Source organism: Lactobacillus melliventris, from assembly GCF_042679465.1.
Classification (GTDB): Bacteria; Bacillota; Bacilli; order Lactobacillales; family Lactobacillaceae; genus Lactobacillus; species Lactobacillus melliventris.
On sequence record NZ_JBHTMT010000010.1, the window covers coordinates 1 to 17,985 of the forward strand.

Annotated in this window: 13 protein-coding genes and 1 tRNA gene; 12 read left to right on the forward strand and 2 right to left on the reverse strand. The window is 35.2% G+C overall.

What is annotated here, in order from left to right; all coding sequences use genetic code 11:
- The first annotated feature begins 3 nt into the window (after window positions 1–3).
- From ACFQ32_RS09635 to ACFQ32_RS09655, 5 genes are all read left to right on the forward strand, one after another.
- Window positions 4–76: transfer RNA gene (locus tag ACFQ32_RS09635), tRNA-Asn, on the forward strand.
- A 260-nt stretch (window positions 77–336) separates the two neighbouring features.
- Window positions 337–1,179: a PRD domain-containing protein gene (locus tag ACFQ32_RS09640; RefSeq protein ID WP_046324091.1), complete on the forward strand. Its 843-nt coding sequence runs from the start codon at window positions 337–339 to the stop codon at window positions 1,177–1,179.
- Between the two features lie 39 nt (window positions 1,180–1,218).
- On the forward strand, window positions 1,219–3,105 hold the full coding sequence (locus tag ACFQ32_RS09645) for a beta-glucoside-specific PTS transporter subunit IIABC (RefSeq protein WP_046324092.1): 1,887 nt from the start codon (window positions 1,219–1,221) through the stop codon (window positions 3,103–3,105).
- 1 nt (window position 3,106) lies between these two features.
- The gene (locus ACFQ32_RS09650; protein ID WP_046324093.1) at window positions 3,107–3,817 is read left to right on the forward strand and encodes a glucosamine-6-phosphate deaminase; all 711 of its coding nucleotides are present in this window, start codon (window positions 3,107–3,109) and stop codon (window positions 3,815–3,817) included.
- A 426-nt stretch (window positions 3,818–4,243) separates the two neighbouring features.
- Entirely contained in the window at window positions 4,244–6,124 is a 1,881-nt protein-coding gene (locus ACFQ32_RS09655; protein ID WP_046324333.1) for a flavocytochrome c, read from the forward strand.
- Window positions 6,125–6,166: 42 nt separating this feature from the next.
- Here the strand turns inward: ACFQ32_RS09655 and ACFQ32_RS09660 are convergent, their stop codons facing one another.
- A complete protein-coding gene (locus tag ACFQ32_RS09660; protein ID WP_244885249.1) occupies window positions 6,167–7,006 on the reverse strand; it encodes a triphosphoribosyl-dephospho-CoA synthase in 840 nt (279 codons plus the stop codon).
- Window positions 7,007–7,156: 150 nt separating this feature from the next.
- The gene (locus ACFQ32_RS09665) at window positions 7,157–8,071 is read right to left on the reverse strand and encodes a LysR family transcriptional regulator (RefSeq protein WP_046324094.1); all 915 of its coding nucleotides are present in this window, start codon (window positions 8,069–8,071) and stop codon (window positions 7,157–7,159) included.
- Between the two features lie 517 nt (window positions 8,072–8,588).
- Between ACFQ32_RS09665 and ACFQ32_RS09670 the strand changes: the two genes are divergently transcribed.
- The 7 genes from ACFQ32_RS09670 (at window position 8,589) to ACFQ32_RS09700 (ending at window position 17,979) form a co-directional block, all read left to right on the forward strand.
- Complete coding sequence (locus ACFQ32_RS09670; RefSeq protein ID WP_046324095.1) at window positions 8,589–9,788, forward strand: MFS transporter; 1,200 nt, start codon at window positions 8,589–8,591, stop codon at window positions 9,786–9,788.
- A 21-nt stretch (window positions 9,789–9,809) separates the two neighbouring features.
- The gene (locus ACFQ32_RS09675; RefSeq protein WP_046324096.1) at window positions 9,810–11,579 is read left to right on the forward strand and encodes an FAD-dependent oxidoreductase; all 1,770 of its coding nucleotides are present in this window, start codon (window positions 9,810–9,812) and stop codon (window positions 11,577–11,579) included.
- Window positions 11,580–11,619: 40 nt separating this feature from the next.
- Window positions 11,620–12,534, forward strand: coding sequence for a shikimate dehydrogenase (locus ACFQ32_RS09680; RefSeq protein WP_046324097.1), 915 nt, complete (start codon window positions 11,620–11,622; stop codon window positions 12,532–12,534).
- Window positions 12,535–12,549: 15 nt separating this feature from the next.
- Window positions 12,550–13,308 (forward strand): type I 3-dehydroquinate dehydratase, encoded by a 759-nt coding sequence (gene aroD, locus ACFQ32_RS09685; RefSeq protein WP_046324098.1) that lies wholly within the window; start codon window positions 12,550–12,552, stop codon window positions 13,306–13,308.
- A 313-nt stretch (window positions 13,309–13,621) separates the two neighbouring features.
- Window positions 13,622–14,623 carry a LacI family DNA-binding transcriptional regulator gene (locus ACFQ32_RS09690; protein WP_046324099.1) on the forward strand — a complete coding sequence of 334 codons (1,002 nt, stop codon included), beginning with the start codon at window positions 13,622–13,624 and terminating at the stop codon, window positions 14,621–14,623.
- 175 nt (window positions 14,624–14,798) lie between these two features.
- Window positions 14,799–16,010, forward strand: a complete 1,212-nt coding sequence (locus tag ACFQ32_RS09695) for an MFS transporter (protein ID WP_046324100.1) — start codon at window positions 14,799–14,801, stop codon at window positions 16,008–16,010.
- A complete protein-coding gene (locus ACFQ32_RS09700) occupies window positions 16,003–17,979 on the forward strand; it encodes an alpha-amylase family protein (RefSeq protein WP_046324101.1) in 1,977 nt (658 codons plus the stop codon). The genes ACFQ32_RS09695 and ACFQ32_RS09700 overlap by 8 nt, the downstream gene beginning before the upstream one ends.
- Window positions 17,980–17,985: the final 6 nt, after the last annotated feature.

Consider the following 17,985-nt stretch of genomic DNA (forward strand, 5'->3'; position numbering starts at 1 on the left):
TATTCCGGCTTAGCTCAGTTGGTAGAGCGCTTGACTGTTAATCAAGATGTCGTCAGTTCGAGTCTGACAGCCGGAGCGAAGAGAGAAGAGGATCAAGAGGTCCTCTTTTTTTGTGCTTTTAATGTCTTGATATAGAGCATAGACTAAGATATCTATTAATAAAATTTAGAGTTAAAATATTATAATTTAAATGTTGTAAACGCTTTTTTTATGTGGTATATTTACTACGTAATGGAATAGTTACCAACTTTTGTTGGGCATAACCATAGCTATATTTGAGACTTATATGTCTCAAATATGGCTATGGTTTTTTGCTTTTTAGGAGGTTAAGTTAATGTGAAAATTAAACGAAGAATTAATAACAATGTAGTGCTTGCAACAGGAATCGGAGCAGGAAGAACGGAAGGTGTGATAATTGGCAAAGGACTCGGTTTTAAGGCACATCCAGGGGACATAATAAAAAAGAATCTAGTCCAGACGATTTATGTTCCTAGTGGTCAAAGAAATCTTCAACAAATGGCTGCAGAATTAGGAAATGCTGATGAAAAAGATATTAGTTTAACATATAAAATCGTTAAATTTATTGAAAAACAAATTGGAAAAACAGCAGGTGAGGGTCTTTTTTTTGGTCTTTTAGATCATTTAACTTTTACTTTTCAACGTTATAATCAGAGAATAAGCATTAAAAGTCCCCTTGATTGGGAAATAAAAAACTTTTATCCAAATATTTATAAAATTGGGCTTAAAGTTGTAAAGTTCATAAACGACGAACGTAAAATTAGTCTTCCGTCTTCTGAAGCAGCATTTATTTCATTACATGTGATAAATAATGTTGAAAATCTGATTTCTATTGATACTACTATTGACTGGCTTCAAGTGTCAAAAGATGTAAACCTATTAATTAGAATTAATAGTAATAAGAGAATAGATCAACAAACTATTTCTTATAAACGGTTTAATAAGCATTTACGATATTTGGTTTTAAGGTTAGCTAGTAAGGAAACTGTGCCGACCACTACAAATAATGAACCATTAATGCAAATGATTATCGAACAGTATCCTATTGAGTACAAAATCAGTAAGAAGATTAGCCAGTACTTAACAAAGAAATTTAACTCAAAAGTCAGCGAAGATGAATATCTTTATCTTACTTTGCATTTGGTACAGTTATTAAATTAGCTAAAAATTTCTAATATTAAAATATATTTTGGAGGAAAAATGTCTGAAGATAGTTTAGCAAGGGAAATCATTGAGTTAGTTGGCGGTCAATCAAATATTCAATCGCTGACTCATTGCGTTACAAGATTACGTTTTAATTTAAAAGATGATTCTAAGGCTGATGATAAAAAAATAGAGTCTTTAGAAAATATAATGGGAGTTCAACAAAGGGGTGGACAATATCAAATTATTATCGGTCCAAAAGTAAGTCGAGTCTATAAATCTATTATTAAAGAAATTCCGATACTTAGTGAAAATAACAGTAAAATATCAAATAAAAAAAAGGAATCACTTGTTAATAGAATGATTAACGCTTTATCAGCAATCTTAGTTCCTAGTTTACCACCAATAATTGGTGGAGGAATGCTTAAAGGCTTTTTATATTTGGCAACTACTTTAAAATGGACTAGTCCTAATAGTGGTACTATGCAAGTGCTGAATATTGCTGCAGATGCAATGTTCTATTTCTTTCCATTTTTGCTGGCTGTAAGTTCTGCTCATTTTTATCGAACAAATGAATATATGGCTGCAACTTTAGCAGGAGTATTATTATATCCAACTTTAATAGCTGCTGCTACAGCAGGAAAAGTTACGCAAATTATGTTTTTGGGATTTTTACCAATTCCAATATTTAATTATAGTCAATCAGTACTTCCTATTATTTTATCAGTTTGGTTTTTAAGTTATATTTATCGTTATTTAGAGGATCATCTTCCTAGCATGATTACGGTTATTTTTACGCCATTAATTTCTTTAATAGTAGTTGTACCAATTATGCTTTTTTGCATTGCACCTCTCGGATTTTATATTGGAGATTATGTTGCAAAGGGCTTACAAATATTAATTGATTTTTCACCTTTGTTAGCAGGAGCAATAGCTGGTGGCTTGCGTCCAATACTTGTTCTAACTGGTATGCATCATGCTTTAAGAACATTAACAATTCAACAAATTTCAACTTATGGTTATTCAACACTTGCTGCAATGAACTTTATGAGTACTATGGCACAAGCCAGTGCAGCTCTTGCAATTTACTTTATTGTTAAGAGCAAGAAAATGAAGCAAATTTCTTTATCTGCTACAATTTCAGGCTTCTTAGGAATTACTGAACCAGCTTTATATGGAGTTTTGGTAAAGTATCGTGCAGCATTTGTTGGTGCTTGTATTGGAGGAGCTTGTGGTGCCGGAGTTGGAGCAGCAATGGGAGCAAAGGCAATGGCAATGGTAATGCCAAGTGTACTTTCAGTTCCAGTATTTTTAAATGATAAAACTCTCGGCTTTTTAATTGGCGCAATTGTAAGTGTTATTAGTACACTGATTATTACCTATTTGCTATCTAAAACGGTCTTAAAAATCGATAAGATTCAAACTAAAAATACAGAAACCAGTGTAACAAATTTAAACTCTTTTGAAATTAAAAGTCCTGTAAATGGAGATGTTTATTTAACAGAAGATGTTCCAGATGAAACCTTTTCAAAAGAATTGATGGGTAAAACAGTAGCAATTATGCCTAAGGATGGTAAGATTGTAGCACCGATAACTGGAAAAATTAAAATGGTATTTAAGACAAAACATTCAATTGGGTTGTTTTCTGACGATTTAGGCGTCGAAGTCATGATACATGTTGGTGTAGATACTGTGAATTTAAATGGGCAATACTTTGATTGCTTGGTTAAGGAAGGAGACCATGTTAAAGTAGGACAACAAATACTAAAATTTGATTTAAATAAAATTAAGGAAAATAAATATGATCCTACAGTGATTTTGGTAGTTACTAATTCTGAAGACTATTTCTCTGTTCTAACTCCTTCAGATAGTAAGCCAATTAAATCAGGAGATCCATTAATTGAAATCGTACCATATCAAGATTCAGTAAGGAGAGTAAACTAAAATGAAAATTATTAAAGTAAAAGATAAATCAGAATTAAGTGTTTTAACTGGAGAAATGCTGATTGGTTTAATGTTAAGTAAGTCTACAAGATATAATCTTTCGATTACTGCGGGTTCTACTCCTGCAATGACATACAAATATATGGCATCACAAATTAGGCAAAGCCACGCCTTTGATCATGTTCATTACTTTAATTTTGATGAAATTCCGTCAACTGATCCAAATTTTATCGGAATAACAATGCGAGATTTAAAAAAGCTATACTTTGATCCTGCTGAAATAAGTACTAAAAGAATCCATCATTTAGATAGTTCAAATTATCAAGTACACGATCGAAAGCTGGCACAAGTTGGTGGCTTAGATGCAATGCTACTGGGTATTGGCAAAGATGGACACTACTGTGGCAATTTACCAGGAGCTACTAATTTTGAAGATCAGACAGTAAAAGTTAGTGCAAAAGGCGATTTAAGAAAGAGAATTTGTGGTCATTTTAGTAATTCAAAATTGGTACCTGACCATTGGATTACCATGGGTCCACGAAGTGTAATGGCTACACGAAAATTAATTTTAATTGCTACAGGAATTGAAAAAGCCGAAGCAATATGGCATTTAGTTGCAGGTCCTGTTGATAAAACATATCCGGCGTCTATTTTGAAATTACATCCGGATTTAACAGTGATAGTGGATCAAGAAGCAGCAACAAAAATCTAATTTTTCAAGGGGGGTAACATATTAGCTAATCAATTTGATTTAAAATATGTATAATATATTTCTTTTTAGTAATATGGTATCGTAGAAATTGATTTATAATGAAGCACTAAAGGTGGTTAATAAAGAGTAACTTGACTTAAAATCTTTTTTAATTAAATATATATAAGGATAAAAAGCAAAATTTCATTACAAGAAAGAGTGTAAGTAATTAAGCCCAAAAGTTAGATAACTTTTGAGGCTTTTTTATGGTTAAGCTATAGTTTTAACCAATGTTTGATTACTCTAACTAGTCCAAGAGTTTATAACTTTAAAATGATGATATTGAAAACAAAACTTACATTTAATAAACTTTCTTGATTTGAAGTACAGCTAAAAAGTTAGTAAAATTTAACTGATAAGTATTTAAAGAAAGGAAGTATATTAATGATGAAACCTGGTACTTACAAAGTTAAGGCTAAAGGTCATGGCTCCAGTTTTATGCCTATGGAAGTGACCCTTTCTGAGGATAAAATCAAAGAAATAGGTATAGATTCAAGTGGTGAAACTGCAGGAGTAGCCGATGAAGTTTTTAAACGTTTACCAAAGCAAATTATTGCTAGCCAAACTTTAAATGTTGATGCGGTTAGTGGAGCTACTATTTCCAGCCATGGAGTAGTCGATGGTGTGGCTCAGGCAATTAATGAGGCCGGTGGAGACGCACAAGAATGGTTAAACAGGCCAAAACCTCAGACCGCTAATAGTTCAGACGCTGAATACCAAACTGATGTTGTGGTGATCGGTGCCGGCGGGGCTGGTCTTGCTGCAGCCGCAAGAACAATTCAAAATGGTAAAAAAGTAATAGTATTGGAAAAATTCCCTCAAATTGGTGGTAATACTACCAGGGCTGGTGGTCCTTTGAACGCTGCTGAGCCAGAATGGCAGAATAAGTTCAAGGCTTTACCAGGTGAAAAAGAAAGCTTGGAAAAATTAGCTGCTACGCCGATTGCTGAAATTGATCCAGAATACCGTGATGATTTTAAAGAATTGCAAAAGCAAATTAAGGCTTATGTGGATTCAGGAGAAAATTATCTTTTTGACTCGGTATTATTACATGAGATACAGACTTATTTAGGTGGCAAAAGAACTGACTTAAATGGTAATGAAATTCATGGCAATTATGCTTTAGTTACCGAGCTTGTCAATAACGTACTTGATTCAGTTAAATGGCTAACTGATTTAGGAGTAAAATTTGACCGCTCTGATGTCACTATGCCGGTTGGAGCTTTATGGCGCCGCGGTCATAAGCCGGTTGAACCTATGGGCTATGCATTTATTCACGTTTTAGGTGATTGGATAAAAGATCATGGCGCTACGGTTTTAACTGAAACTAGGGCACAGCATTTAATTATTGAAGACGGTAAAGTTACAGGTGTTGTAGCCCAAGGAAACGATGGCAGTAAGGTTACTGTTCATGCCCAAAAAGTAATTTTGACTTCTGGCGGCTTTGGTGCAAATACTAAAATGGTACAAAAATACAATACTTACTGGAAGCACATTGATGATGACATTGCTACTACCAATTCACCAGCAATTACTGGTGATGGGATAGCTCTAGGCCAAGAAGCAGGTGCTGATTTAGTAGGTATGGGATTCATTCAATTAATGCCTGTTTCTGATCCTAAGACTGGTGAATTATTTACCGGTATCCAAACTCCGCCTGAAAACTTTATTATGGTTAATCAAAAGGGTGAACGTTTCGTTAACGAATTTGCAGAGCGTGATACTTTAGCTAAGGCAGCAATTGCTAATGGTACTTTGTTCTACTTAATAGCAGATGAAAAAATAAAGGCTACTGCCTATAACACAACTGAGGAATCACTTGAGGCCCAGGTAAAAGCCGGCACATTATTAAAAGCTGATACTCTTGAAGAACTAGCCGAAAAAGCCGGTATGGATCCTGCTACTTTGGTCAATACCATTAAAAAGTATAATTCATACGTTGATGCTGGTAATGATCCGGAATTTGGTAAAAGTGCATTTAACCTTAAATGTGAAGTTGCACCATTTTATGCAACGCCTCGTAAGCCAGCTATTCACCATACAATGGGTGGCTTGAAGATTAATCCAAAAGCGCAGGTATTAAATAAAGAGGGCGAGATTATTACTGGTCTATACGCTGCTGGCGAGGTTGCTGGCGGCTTGCATGCTGGTAATCGTCTAGGTGGTAATTCACTAGCTGATATCTTTACCTTTGGTAGAATAGCTGCTGATACTGCATGCAGTGAGATTGCACATAATGATGCCGTAACTGGTGCATCTGAAAAATAATATTTTGATTCTAGTAAAAAGGAAGGTGATTTGCCTTCCTTTTTATATATATCCTCTTTCAAAAGCAACAAAAATGGTGACAATTAGTAAATCTGCACAACCGCCTAAGCTGTAATTATGTACTAAGCACTCTTTACTTAATTTTTGCAATTGCTTTTTCCCAGCTGCAGCAGCATAGCCGCCAAGATCTAAATATTTTGTTGCTTCTTGGTGGAGCCATTTAACTACATCATAATTTCCGGCCCGTTTAATTAGGTTACTGTCAACCGCTACTGTAGCTATTTTCATTAATGTGTCAAGAAGCCTGGTTTGAACAGTCCCAGTACTGCTTTTTAAAAAAGGCAATGCCACTTCTCTAACTATGGGATAGCCCTGCTCTGCCTGTGCTCTGGCTCCGCCTATTTTATATTTAACAAATTCTTGTTCGCCAGCTGTTTGTAATTCATTATTTTGAACTAAATCATGCTGTACAAGCCCTTTACACATCTTGGTAATAGTAAGAAACAGTTCGGTCTTGTTTGTCATACTGTAACTTTCAGCACAAACAAAAATTCCTAATGCAAAAATTGCACCTTTGTGTGTATTGGCACCACGGGTGGCGGTAAACATTTCTTTTTCGGCAGTAATGCCTCTTTGCCTTAATTGCTGAAACATTTGGGTTAAGTCAGTTGAGTGAAAAGTCTGGCCAATTTTAACAGCAGTGGCAAAATACGATTCTAAACTGATAGAGCTGTCAATAAAAGTATAAATATCCATGTCGGGATGTGGGCCTGGGCTCCCAGGATCTACCAGACCAGGTTTGGGTTCAGTAACAACTTCATACAAAAGCGAGCGTAAAGCGTTTTGGGTAATTGAATTAGTCATATTATAGGTTTGATTCATTAGTTAATTAATTCTTTGACAACTTGTTGAACGATTCTAATAATTTTTATGTTATAACTATTTACCATAATATCAGTATATCCTATTTCAAGACCTCTCTGCCATACCATTTATTAATTCCTGAAAGATGTTTGCTTTACTTTTTAGGCTTTAGTTGACAGGAATGTTATCAACAATTTTTTGAATATCTGGTTTATGACTTTTAAGAAAGTCAATGAAATCAACAGTTCCTGGTGAAAAATTTTGGCTGGAATCATAAACTAAATAAACCTGACGGGTATTTTTAGGTAAATCCAGTTTTATAATGTGAATATCGAAACCACTCAGATAAATAGTTTTGGCAACGATGCCGACAATGTCATTGGTCAGTACTTGTCCTGCAATTGCTAATTCATCATGTAGTCTATTCGTGATATTTAGATCAGATGCAGTCGCCAATAAAGCATTAGTTATGTCTTTACCAATCTGAATTTTTTTAGAGTAGGTAATAATTGACTCGCCTTGTAATTCTGCAGGCGTAATTTCTGTTATTTTAGCCAGGTTGTTTTCTTTTGAAACGATAGCAATAATTTCTTCAGTGTAAAGGGGAATATAAGTAAAATAACTAAATTCAGGTACAAATGAGGAAATTCCAATATCATACCAACCATTTTTAATACCTTCGCAAATTTGATATGAAGGATTATCGTGGTAGATGAAGTGAGGGGAAATATTACTTTCTTGTTGATACTGCTTAGTTAAGTGGGGCAATATAGTTCCAATTGCTGTAGGTATACCGGCAATATGGATATTGCCCTGATCCTGACTGATACGCTGCTCAATCTGCTTTTTACCACGATCTAAAGTATTTAAAGATTTGGTTACAGTATCATAAAAAATTCGCCCATATTCAGTTAATTGCACATAACGTCCATTATGGTTAAACAGTTTGCATTGGAGCTCATTTTCCAGTTGCTTAATCGATATCGAGAGGGTAGGCTGACTGATGAACAAATTGTCTGCTGCTTTTGTGTATTGTTTTTGGTCTGCTAATTCACGAAAATAATAAAGTTGATTTAGATTCATGATGTTACCTCAAAATTATTTTTATATTCAATATTCATATTAATAAATACTATACTTAGCTTGATAAAGCCTTTACAAAATTTATTTATATTGTTATTGCTGAAATTAATATTCATGCATTATTGTTAATTTTACTATGTTTTGACGCTTTTAACTAATGAGTCTTTTTTATTATTCGCAACTATTTACGGCTAAACTTTACATTTTTGTTTCCTTTATCTGACTACTGCAAAAGAATTAATTGACATAATTCAAAAAAATAGTTTTGAGTTAAAGTAACGGTTCAGTTTTTATATGCGTAAACTATTAATTAGTGGTATAAAGACAACCTGCTATTCAAAATAAGCCTAAAAATTAATAATCTGAAATTATGAAAATGAAAAATATTGTTGTAGTAGCACTTTTAACTATAGTTATTTTTTATAATTCAGTAATCAGAAATAATTATTCATATCCGTTTTAATAGGATATATTTATTTCTGAATTATCAGCAGTCTTAATTTTGAAAGGTAAAGCTATGAAAAAAGGGAAAAGTTATAGTGGCGTTGCCGCTTCTGTTTATACCCATTTTGCAGTTGTGGGAGCAGCTACCTTATTTATTAGTCAATACAGAGAAATATTGGCCCATTCTTGGAATGCCAGTGCGACCCAAGTTTCACTTGTAATTGCAATGGTGGGCTTGGGTAGAATTTTTACAATTTTATTTGCTGGTGCTATTTCAGATAAGATTGGTCGTAAAAGGGCCTTGTTAATTGCATTGCTTAGTGACGCAATTTTTCTTCTTGGTGCTGCTTTTGCAAACAATATTTGGATAGCGGGGTTAGCAGCAATGTTTTTCGGTGCAACCAATTCATTTGGCGATACAGCCGGTTATCCTGCACTTGCAGATGCTTTTCCAGATAAAACAGCCACAATGAACTCGTTTGTTAAAGCCGCAATGCAGGTCATGCAAATGCTATTTCCGTTTTGCGTAAAAATAATTAAAAACCCTAAGATTACAGCGTTAATATTAGTCATTATTATTTTACTGGATGTTGTATTTACAATGAAAACAGCTTTTGCCCCACAAGCTGAGGCAAAAGAGGCTCCTGCAGAAGAGGAAAGCCAAGAAACTGGTATTAGTGAGCAGAATCAGCCTAAGTTAGCGATTGATGGCTTAATGATCATTGGTTTAGGTTTTACGATTTGTTTTACATTCTATATTTTTTCTCTTTATGCTCCCTACTATGGGCAGTATGTGTTAAATGAGTCCGCTGCTAACGCCAATCAGCTTGTATCATGGTATTCGATTGCTTCCTTAATATCTGTGTTTGTGACCTCAGCTGTAGTAACTAGGGTAAAAAGATTGAATTTAATTATGGTATATTCAGCTATTACTGCCCTTGGCCTGCTGTTTATGGTCTTAAAACCGTCCCTGTTAGCTGGTGAAATAGGTTCTTTAGCTGTCGGTTTCTTTACTGCAGGGGGAGTCTGGCAAGTTGCACTTTCCGTTTTGACTTCTTATTTTCCCCAAAGTCACGGAAAAATTACTTCATACTACAGTTTTGCGCCAGCCCTGGTTTACTTTGTAGCACCACTTATAGCTGCGTTTGTATTAAAGGCCAATGCTGCAAGTACATTGATGGTATTTTGGATAACTACAGTGATAACGATCATTTCGGTGGTTCTATGTGTTGTCCTGATTAGTCGTAGTAAAAATTTCAATATTAAAAATTAAAATAAAACAGAAGGTGAATTTATGTCGGAAAAAACAATTAAAGCAACAGCAGAAGGCAGAAATGGTCAGATCGACTTTGATATCAAAGTCGAAGACAATCAAATTACGGATATTAAGGTAACCAAAACTGCCGAAACCCCGGGTATCTTCAACCAGGTTGTAGGTAAATTAAAAAAGAATATTCTAAATAATCAGAGTTTCGCTGTTGATGCTATTTCCGGTGCTTCGATTATGACACAAGCCATGCTTGACTCTGGTAAAAAGGCCTTAAAAGCAAATGGTGTAAATATTGTTTCTCAGCCTAGCGATCAGGCACATCAAGATGTAACCTATGATGTGGATGTAGCCGTAATTGGTTCGGGGATGGCGGGCCTAATGGCTGCCTGTCGGGCGCTATCAATGGGTAAAAAAGTTCTTTTACTTGAAAAAAATGGTTATCTCGGTGGAGCTACAATTTTAAATGGCTCAAACGTAGTTGGCACTGGTTCAAAATTAGCAGCTACTTTATTTGGTGAAGAAGCAAAAAAAGATTCTCCGCAGCTCTTGGTTCAAGATATTGCCCGAGAATGCCGGGGGACAAATTATCCCCTGCTTTCAGATTTACTAGCGAAAAACATTGGTAAAGCAGTTGATTTTATTACTGAATTTGCAGATCTGACCTATCAAAAGGCCGAAACACAAACTATTGAGCATTCTGTTAACCGCCAAATTGAAATGCCAACGGAAAGTTCTTATGAATTGATAACTAAAGTGGCAAATGCTTTTACCAAAAAGGGTGGTAAAATTTTACTGGAAACTCGGGTGGAACACCTGAATAAAAATGAACAGGACCAGCTCGTCTCATTAGTTGCTGAAGGCAAGCACGAAACAGTTACCGTTAACTTTAAGTCTCTGGTCATGGCAGCTGGCGGCTGGGGTGCGCGTGATTACCGGCAGCACAAGACCAACATCCCTTATTATGGTCCAATGACTTCAACTGGTGATTATTTCGATTTTGCTAAAAATATGAATTTAGTTTCCCGCAATCTTGACTGGTATAAAGTTTACCCCCATGGTTTAGAAGTTGAGCCTGGTATTGCCAAATTAACCACCTATTCAACAAAAGAAGCGACGGACATGGGTGCTATTTTTGTTAATACTAGTGGTAAGCGAATTGTAAATGAATCTGCCCCATATACTCATTTTCGGGATGCCATTGCAGAGCAAAAGGATAAAATTGCTTTTGTAGTAATGGATGAAAGAACATGGAACAGATTTTATGAACTGTTACTTAAATATGGTTTTAGCAAAGATGAAGTTCAAGGCTTCTTTGATCTTGACGGCAAGAAGAGTCCGATTTTAGTTAGTGGGAACTTGCAAACCGTGGCCCAAAAAGCTGGCATTAATTATGACAACCTCAAGAAGACTTTAACTGACTATGAAAAATATGTAACTTCAGGTAATGATCCTGAGTTTGGTCGCCCTTCCCAGTTTATGCATAAATATGAAGGCGATACCTACTTTGTGATTGAGCAGAAATTACGCTTTTGTACTACCCTTGGTGGCTATGAAACTAATCAGCGTATGCAACTTTTAGACCAAGATTTAAAAGCGTTAGACAATTTCTATGCCGCCGGAGAGATTGTTGGCGGTGCTAACGGTCATGATTCAATGCCAAGTATGATGAATTCTTGGTCTTATGCTTCAGGTTTTGTGGCCGGAACAGAGGCTGCTGATAATGCCAATTATCAAAAATTGGAAAAGACTGCACCTGATCCAACTGATACAGTGTCTGGTGCTTCTAAAAATTAGTATAGAATAATTATTTTAAATTTAATAAAGGAGAAAAATGATGACTAATAAAATTACTGGTGTTAATGGTCCTATTACTGGCTGGCTCGATGGTCATACCTACTTAATTGGGTTGATGGCTTATCCTATTCGGCATTCAATGTCACCAACAATGCACAATAATGCGTTTGCTAAGCTGGGCTTGAATTACACCTATCTTTGTTTTGAAGTTGGCAACGATAAATTAAAAGGCGCAGTTGACGCTATTCGCACGTTAGATATGCGTGGTTCCAACGTTTCGATGCCTAATAAAAAAGAGGTTATCCAATACCTCGATAAATTATCACCTGCTGCTAAAATGTGTGATGCTGTTAATACTATTGTGAACGATCATGGCGTTTTGACAGGCTACACCACTGATGGTATCGGTTTTGTGCAATCACTTAAAGATGAAGGCTTTGATATTAAAGGTAAGATTATGACCTTAACTGGTGCAGGTGGTGCTGCAACACCGATAGCAGTTCAGTCAGCTTTAGATGGTGCTAAGGAAATTAGAATGTTTAACATTAGAGATAAAAATTGGCCTCAAGCTGAAAAGACTGTTAAAACTATTCGTGAAAACACTGATTGCAAGGTTTCTCTGACTGAATTATCTGATCAGGAAGCATTTAAACAATCAATTGCAGAAAGTGATATTTACTGCGATGCAACTAGCATCGGAATGAAGCCGTTTGAAGATAAGACATTAGTTTCAGATCCATCATGGTTCCATCAGGATATGGTAGTATTTGACACGGTTTATTCTCCAAGAACTACTAAGTTAATGAGAGTGGCACAAGAGGCCGGAGTTAAGCATGTCTATGATGGTATCGGCATGATGATTGATCAAGGTGCAGCATCATTTAAGCTGTGGACAGGCAAAGAGATGCCAACTGATTATATTCGTGAGATTATATTTTCAGACGACAACGATTAGTTGAGGGATTAACTAATGGCTACTGTAAGGATTAGAAATACTGTTTTAGGTGCAGGGCTGCCCAAAATTGCCGTACCTAATGTCGGAACGACCGCAGAAGAAATTTTGACTGCAGCTGAAAAGATTAAGTCTGCCAAACCTGATTTAATGGAATGGCGGATTGATTATTATGCTGCGGGAGTTAATGACTTTGCCAAGCTAAATACTACTGCCAAGAAATTGCGGCAGGAAGTGGGCGAGCTGCCTATTTTGGTCACCTTTCGCACTAAAAATGAGGGTGGGGTCTGCAGTCTGGCTGAAGACGAATATTTAAATTTAATAGAATATGTCGTTACTAATAGGCTGGGTGATGCAGTTGATATAGAACTTTTTCATGATGAAAAAAGAGTAAAGTCTTTAGTAAACTTAGCTCATGACTACAATGTCGTGGTAATTATGAGTAACCATGACTTTGAAAAGGTGCCAGCTAAAGATGTAATTGAATTTCGCTTACGAAAAATGGCTCAACTTGGTGCAGACGTCCCTAAATTAGCCTGCATGCCTCATAGTGCCTCTGACGTTTTAACTCTTTTAGCAGCAACGACAGAAATGAATGCAGAAATTTCTAACCCCTTGATTACTATGGCTATGGGCGATATTGGTAAAGTTACTAGAGTAGCCGGTCAAGTTTTCGGTTCTAGTTTGTCCTTTGGTGCTGTTGGCAAAACTTCTGCACCAGGTCAGCTGTCGATTGCAGATTTGCGGAATGCGGAAAAGTATTTGGCAGTAGATTAAAATTAATATAATAATAGTATTAAAAAGCTAACTTTATATACTGATAAAGTTAGCTTTTTGTGTACAAATTTTATTTTGAATAGTAAAAATTGAAATAACTAAGACGGTTTATATAATAAGATTTTTTATTTTATATGTAACTAGGTAATATTATAATGTCTATTTTTTGTGAGACAGTACAAGAGTACAATTATCAAGAGAAGTAATTTGAAAGCATATTCAAACTTTAAATGATAAAATGTTTAGAGCAAAAGAATACTATTTTATTGTAAATCATTAAACTTTTAAAATAAATGTAAGGAGAGATCATCAGTTGGCTACAATTCGTGATGTTGCGAAAGAAGCAGGTGTGTCTTTAGGTACTGTTTCGCGCTATTTGAATGGATATACTCTAAAAAAAACAAATATGGATAAAATTGCTGCAGCTATTAAGAAACTTGGTTTCAAGCAAAATTATTTAGCAAAGGGCTTAAAAACAAAGAAAAGTCATGCAATAGGTGTTGTGGTAAATGCTTTAACAGATATTTTTGCTGCATCCATAGTCACTTCTTTAGAAGAACTATTGGAAAAAAATAACTATGAATTAATAATTGCTGATTATAAAAACAATATAAAATTGTTAAACGAAAAACTTAAATTTCTATACTCAAGGAATGTAGATGGCATCGTTCTTTTTCATGTTGAACAAGCAGTGCCCATATTAAAAGAATTCCGGAAGAAAAAAATCCCGGTAGTAGCTGTTGATACTCCTATATCTGGGTTTGAGTGCGATACAGTACTGCTGGATAATTATCATGCCTCTGTTGAAGCTGTTGAATCTCTCTATGAAATAGGTCACAGACAAATTGGCATTATTTCGGGTGGACAACAAGGGTATGTTGGCTCTGAAAGATTGCGCGGTTATGTTGCTGCAATGAAAAAATATGGTATTTTTGATCACGAGTTAATAGCGAGTGGAAGTTCATTTAAAGATTCAAGCTATGATGCTACTTTAGATTTACTTAAAAATAGCCACAAAATAACCGCACTATATTCTACAAATTATTATATGACAATAGGAGCTATTCAAGCAATAAATGAGTTGAACCTCAGAATTCCTACGGATATTTCTTTTATTGGCTTTGATGATTATGATATTTCTACAGTGATAAAGCCCCAGCTAACTGTTGTAGCACAACCAGTCGTAAAAATTGGCAGAGAAATCGGGAAAATAATTTTACAAAAAATTACTAATCCGGCTGACTTGAACTACCAAACCAAGCTTTTCAAAGCCAAAATTATTTGGCGAGATTCAGTCATAAATAAAAATTCCTAAGAAAGCGATTGCAATTAATTTCTAAAAGTAATATTATTATTGTGTAATTGAACCGGTTCAATTATTAAAAGCTTTTTATTGTTTAGATACATTTAGGGCTCATTTTCGTAATATATTTTATTATAAAAATGAACCAATTTTAAAAATTTTACTTATTTAAGTAAGGAGAAATTTTATGGATGACAAAAGTGTTATTCAGCAGAGTAAAAAACTAATGATAGCGATTATGGGTATTTCTCTGGTTTTATCTACTTCAGGAGCTATTAGTGGTACTATTCCTTTAATGGAAAAACATTTTGCTAACATGCCAACTTCTACCGTAGAGCTGATTGTCACTATTCCGAGCTTCTCTGGAATTTTTATTCCGTTGCTTGCTGGGTTTATTGAAAAAGTTACTGGCAAAAAACTGTTGGCATTGCTGGGATTAGGTATCACTGCAATTTGTGGTGTTATTCCAGTATTTACCGGTAATTATTGGTTAATTTTATTTTCCAGAATAATGGTAGGAGTAGGGATCTCTCTTCTTACTCCATTAAGTGTTTCATATATCACTGATATTTATGAAGAAAAAAGAGCTAATGAGCTTTTAGGTTACAGAAACTCTTTTATTAATATTGGTAGTACCGTTTTACTCTTTTTAGCTGGTTATTTAATAAAAATTGGTTGGCATTCTGCTTACTGGGTATTTGCTCTAGCTGTTATTCCGTTCATAATGACGCTGGTTTGGATACCTAAGCGTTTTGATAACTATAGTGTTACTGTGGGCGAAGATGTCGATCAGCAAAAGATTAAGCAGACAACTAATTGGCAAATAATTGGCTATGCGGTTTTGTTTGGCATTATGCAAATTAGTTATATGGGAATTAGTCTTAAAATTCCAAGCTACATTGTTAATAATCATATTGGTGATAGTAGTACAGGAAGCTTTATCTTAAGCTTACTACCAATTGCAGCTATTGTTTCAGGATTGCTCTATAAATACATTTATCATGTCTGGCAGAAAAATACTACTGCGTTTAGTGCTACCATTGCTGGTCTTGCATTAGGAGCTACACTATTTTCGCGCAATTCATACTTAATTGGCACTTGCATTATGATTTCCGGCTTTTTCTGGGGCATTATGAATCCTCATATGACTGAATTGTTTGCCCTTAGTTCGCCAAAAGGTTCAATGACGTTGAGTACGTCCATAGTTATCTTTGGAATTAATATCGGTGGAACGTTTGCTCCATTTATCTTCCAATTTTTAGGAGCTTTATTCCATAATTATAGCCCTGAAATGGGTCTGATCATTTCAGCACTTATTTGGATTATTTTTGGTGTGGTATTTTTGATTGTAAATTTGATGTTAGCAAATAAAGCTAAAGGAGACAATAAAGATGCGTAAAAGAACTGTTCACTTGGATTTTCACACTAGTCCGTATGTTAAAGTTGGTGAAAAATTTGACAGTCATGAGTTTGCTCAAACCTTAAAAAAAGCTCATGTCAACTCCATTACCTGTTTTGCTCGGGATCATCATGGGTATCTCTGGTATAATTCTAAAAATCATCCTGAAATGATTCATCCAAGACTAGTCAATCATAACTTGCTTGCAGAACAAATTAAAGCTTGTCATGAGGTAGGAATAAAAGTTCCTATTTATTCTACATGTCAATGGGATGAATATTGCATGCTAAATCACCCAGAATGGCTCTGCCGAGATCCTGAAGGCAATAGAATTAATATAGGTATTGAAAAACCTAATTTTAATGATGTTTTATGTTTAAATAGCGATTATCGTCATTATTTGTTCGACCATGTTAACGATGTGATAGACAGTATTGGAGCAGAGAACATTGATGGTTTCTTCTTTGATATTTTTTTCCTAGTGCCATGCGATTGCAAACATTGCAGAAAAGAAATGGCTCGTCTAGGTATCGACCACACAATTGAAAGTGAACGTGTGCGGTATTGTCATTTAATGCTAAAAGAGTTTAAACGTGAAATGACCAGTCTAATTCATAAACGAGTTAAGAATGCTACTATTTTTTATAATGGTTCTCATGTTGGACCTTATATTAAAACTTCACTGCGTTACTACTCACATCTTGAAATAGAGAGTCTTCCTGGTGGAAACTGGGGCTACGATAATTTTCCTCTAGTGGATAGATATGCTAGGACCTTGGGTAAGGACATTATCGGTATGACTGGAAAGTTTCATACATCCTGGGGTGATTTTCAATCCTTTAAAAATAAAGAAGCTTTGGAATATGAAGTTTTTCAAATGCTGTCTTTTGGTGCAGGGTGTTCAATTGGTGACCAATTACATCCTAGTGGTCAATTATCTCCTGCTACCTATGAATTAATTGGCCATGTGTATAAGACTGTAGAACAACTAGAACCAGAACTTGAAAATACAAAGCCTTTAGCAGAAATTGCTGTAGTTACTCCGGAAAGCATATGGGACAACGGTATGACTTTAGACGAATCCCTTATCGGAGCCAACCGAGTCCTCGACGAACTGGGATATCAATTTAATATCATAGACTTAGAAGCAGATTTTTCTCAATATAAATTGCTGATTCTGCCAGACAAAATTAAAGCTACACCAGAAAGTTTTGCTAAACTGCAAAATTATGTCAAAAATGGTGGCAAAGTACTATTGTCCTACCAGTCAATGGATCAGGGGGTTTACAACGAAAACCCTCTGACTGGTAATTTAATGGAAGGATACTCTTTCTGGGATCGCGATTATATTTATCCTAATTCACAAATAGGACGTAATTTACCTCAAGAAGAACATGTTATGTATGAGCAGGGAATGGCTGTTGAACCAATTAGTTCAAAAGTTATTTTGGAAACACGTGAACCCTACTTCAACCGTGAAGGTAAATATTATTACGGCCATAAACATGCTCCTTCCACAGGCAAAAAAGGTGTACCAGCAGCTACTCTGAAAGGAAACTGCATTTACTTTTCACATCCTGTTTTCAAGATTTATCGTGACTATGCTCCTCGGTGGGTAAAAGAAATCATCTCTGATGCTTTGAACATATTACTTCCAGATCGATATGTTGTTAAGCCAGAAGATAAACCAAGCCTGTCAGCACAGTTACATTACTCATCAAATGAAAATAAGTTTTTGTTACACCTATTAGATTATCCTCTAAAGAAAAATGCGGTTAATTTATATACTATTGATGAACGGACACAGTTGATAAATCAAAACTTTACAGTTTTAGTAGGAAACAGAAAAGTTAAAAAGGTCGAACTTATAAGGCAAAATCAAGAAATTGCTTTTCACCAAGATGATACCAAAATTAGCTTTACTGTTCCCAAAATTGACGGCTATGAAATTGTAAAAATACAATGTTAGGAGAAG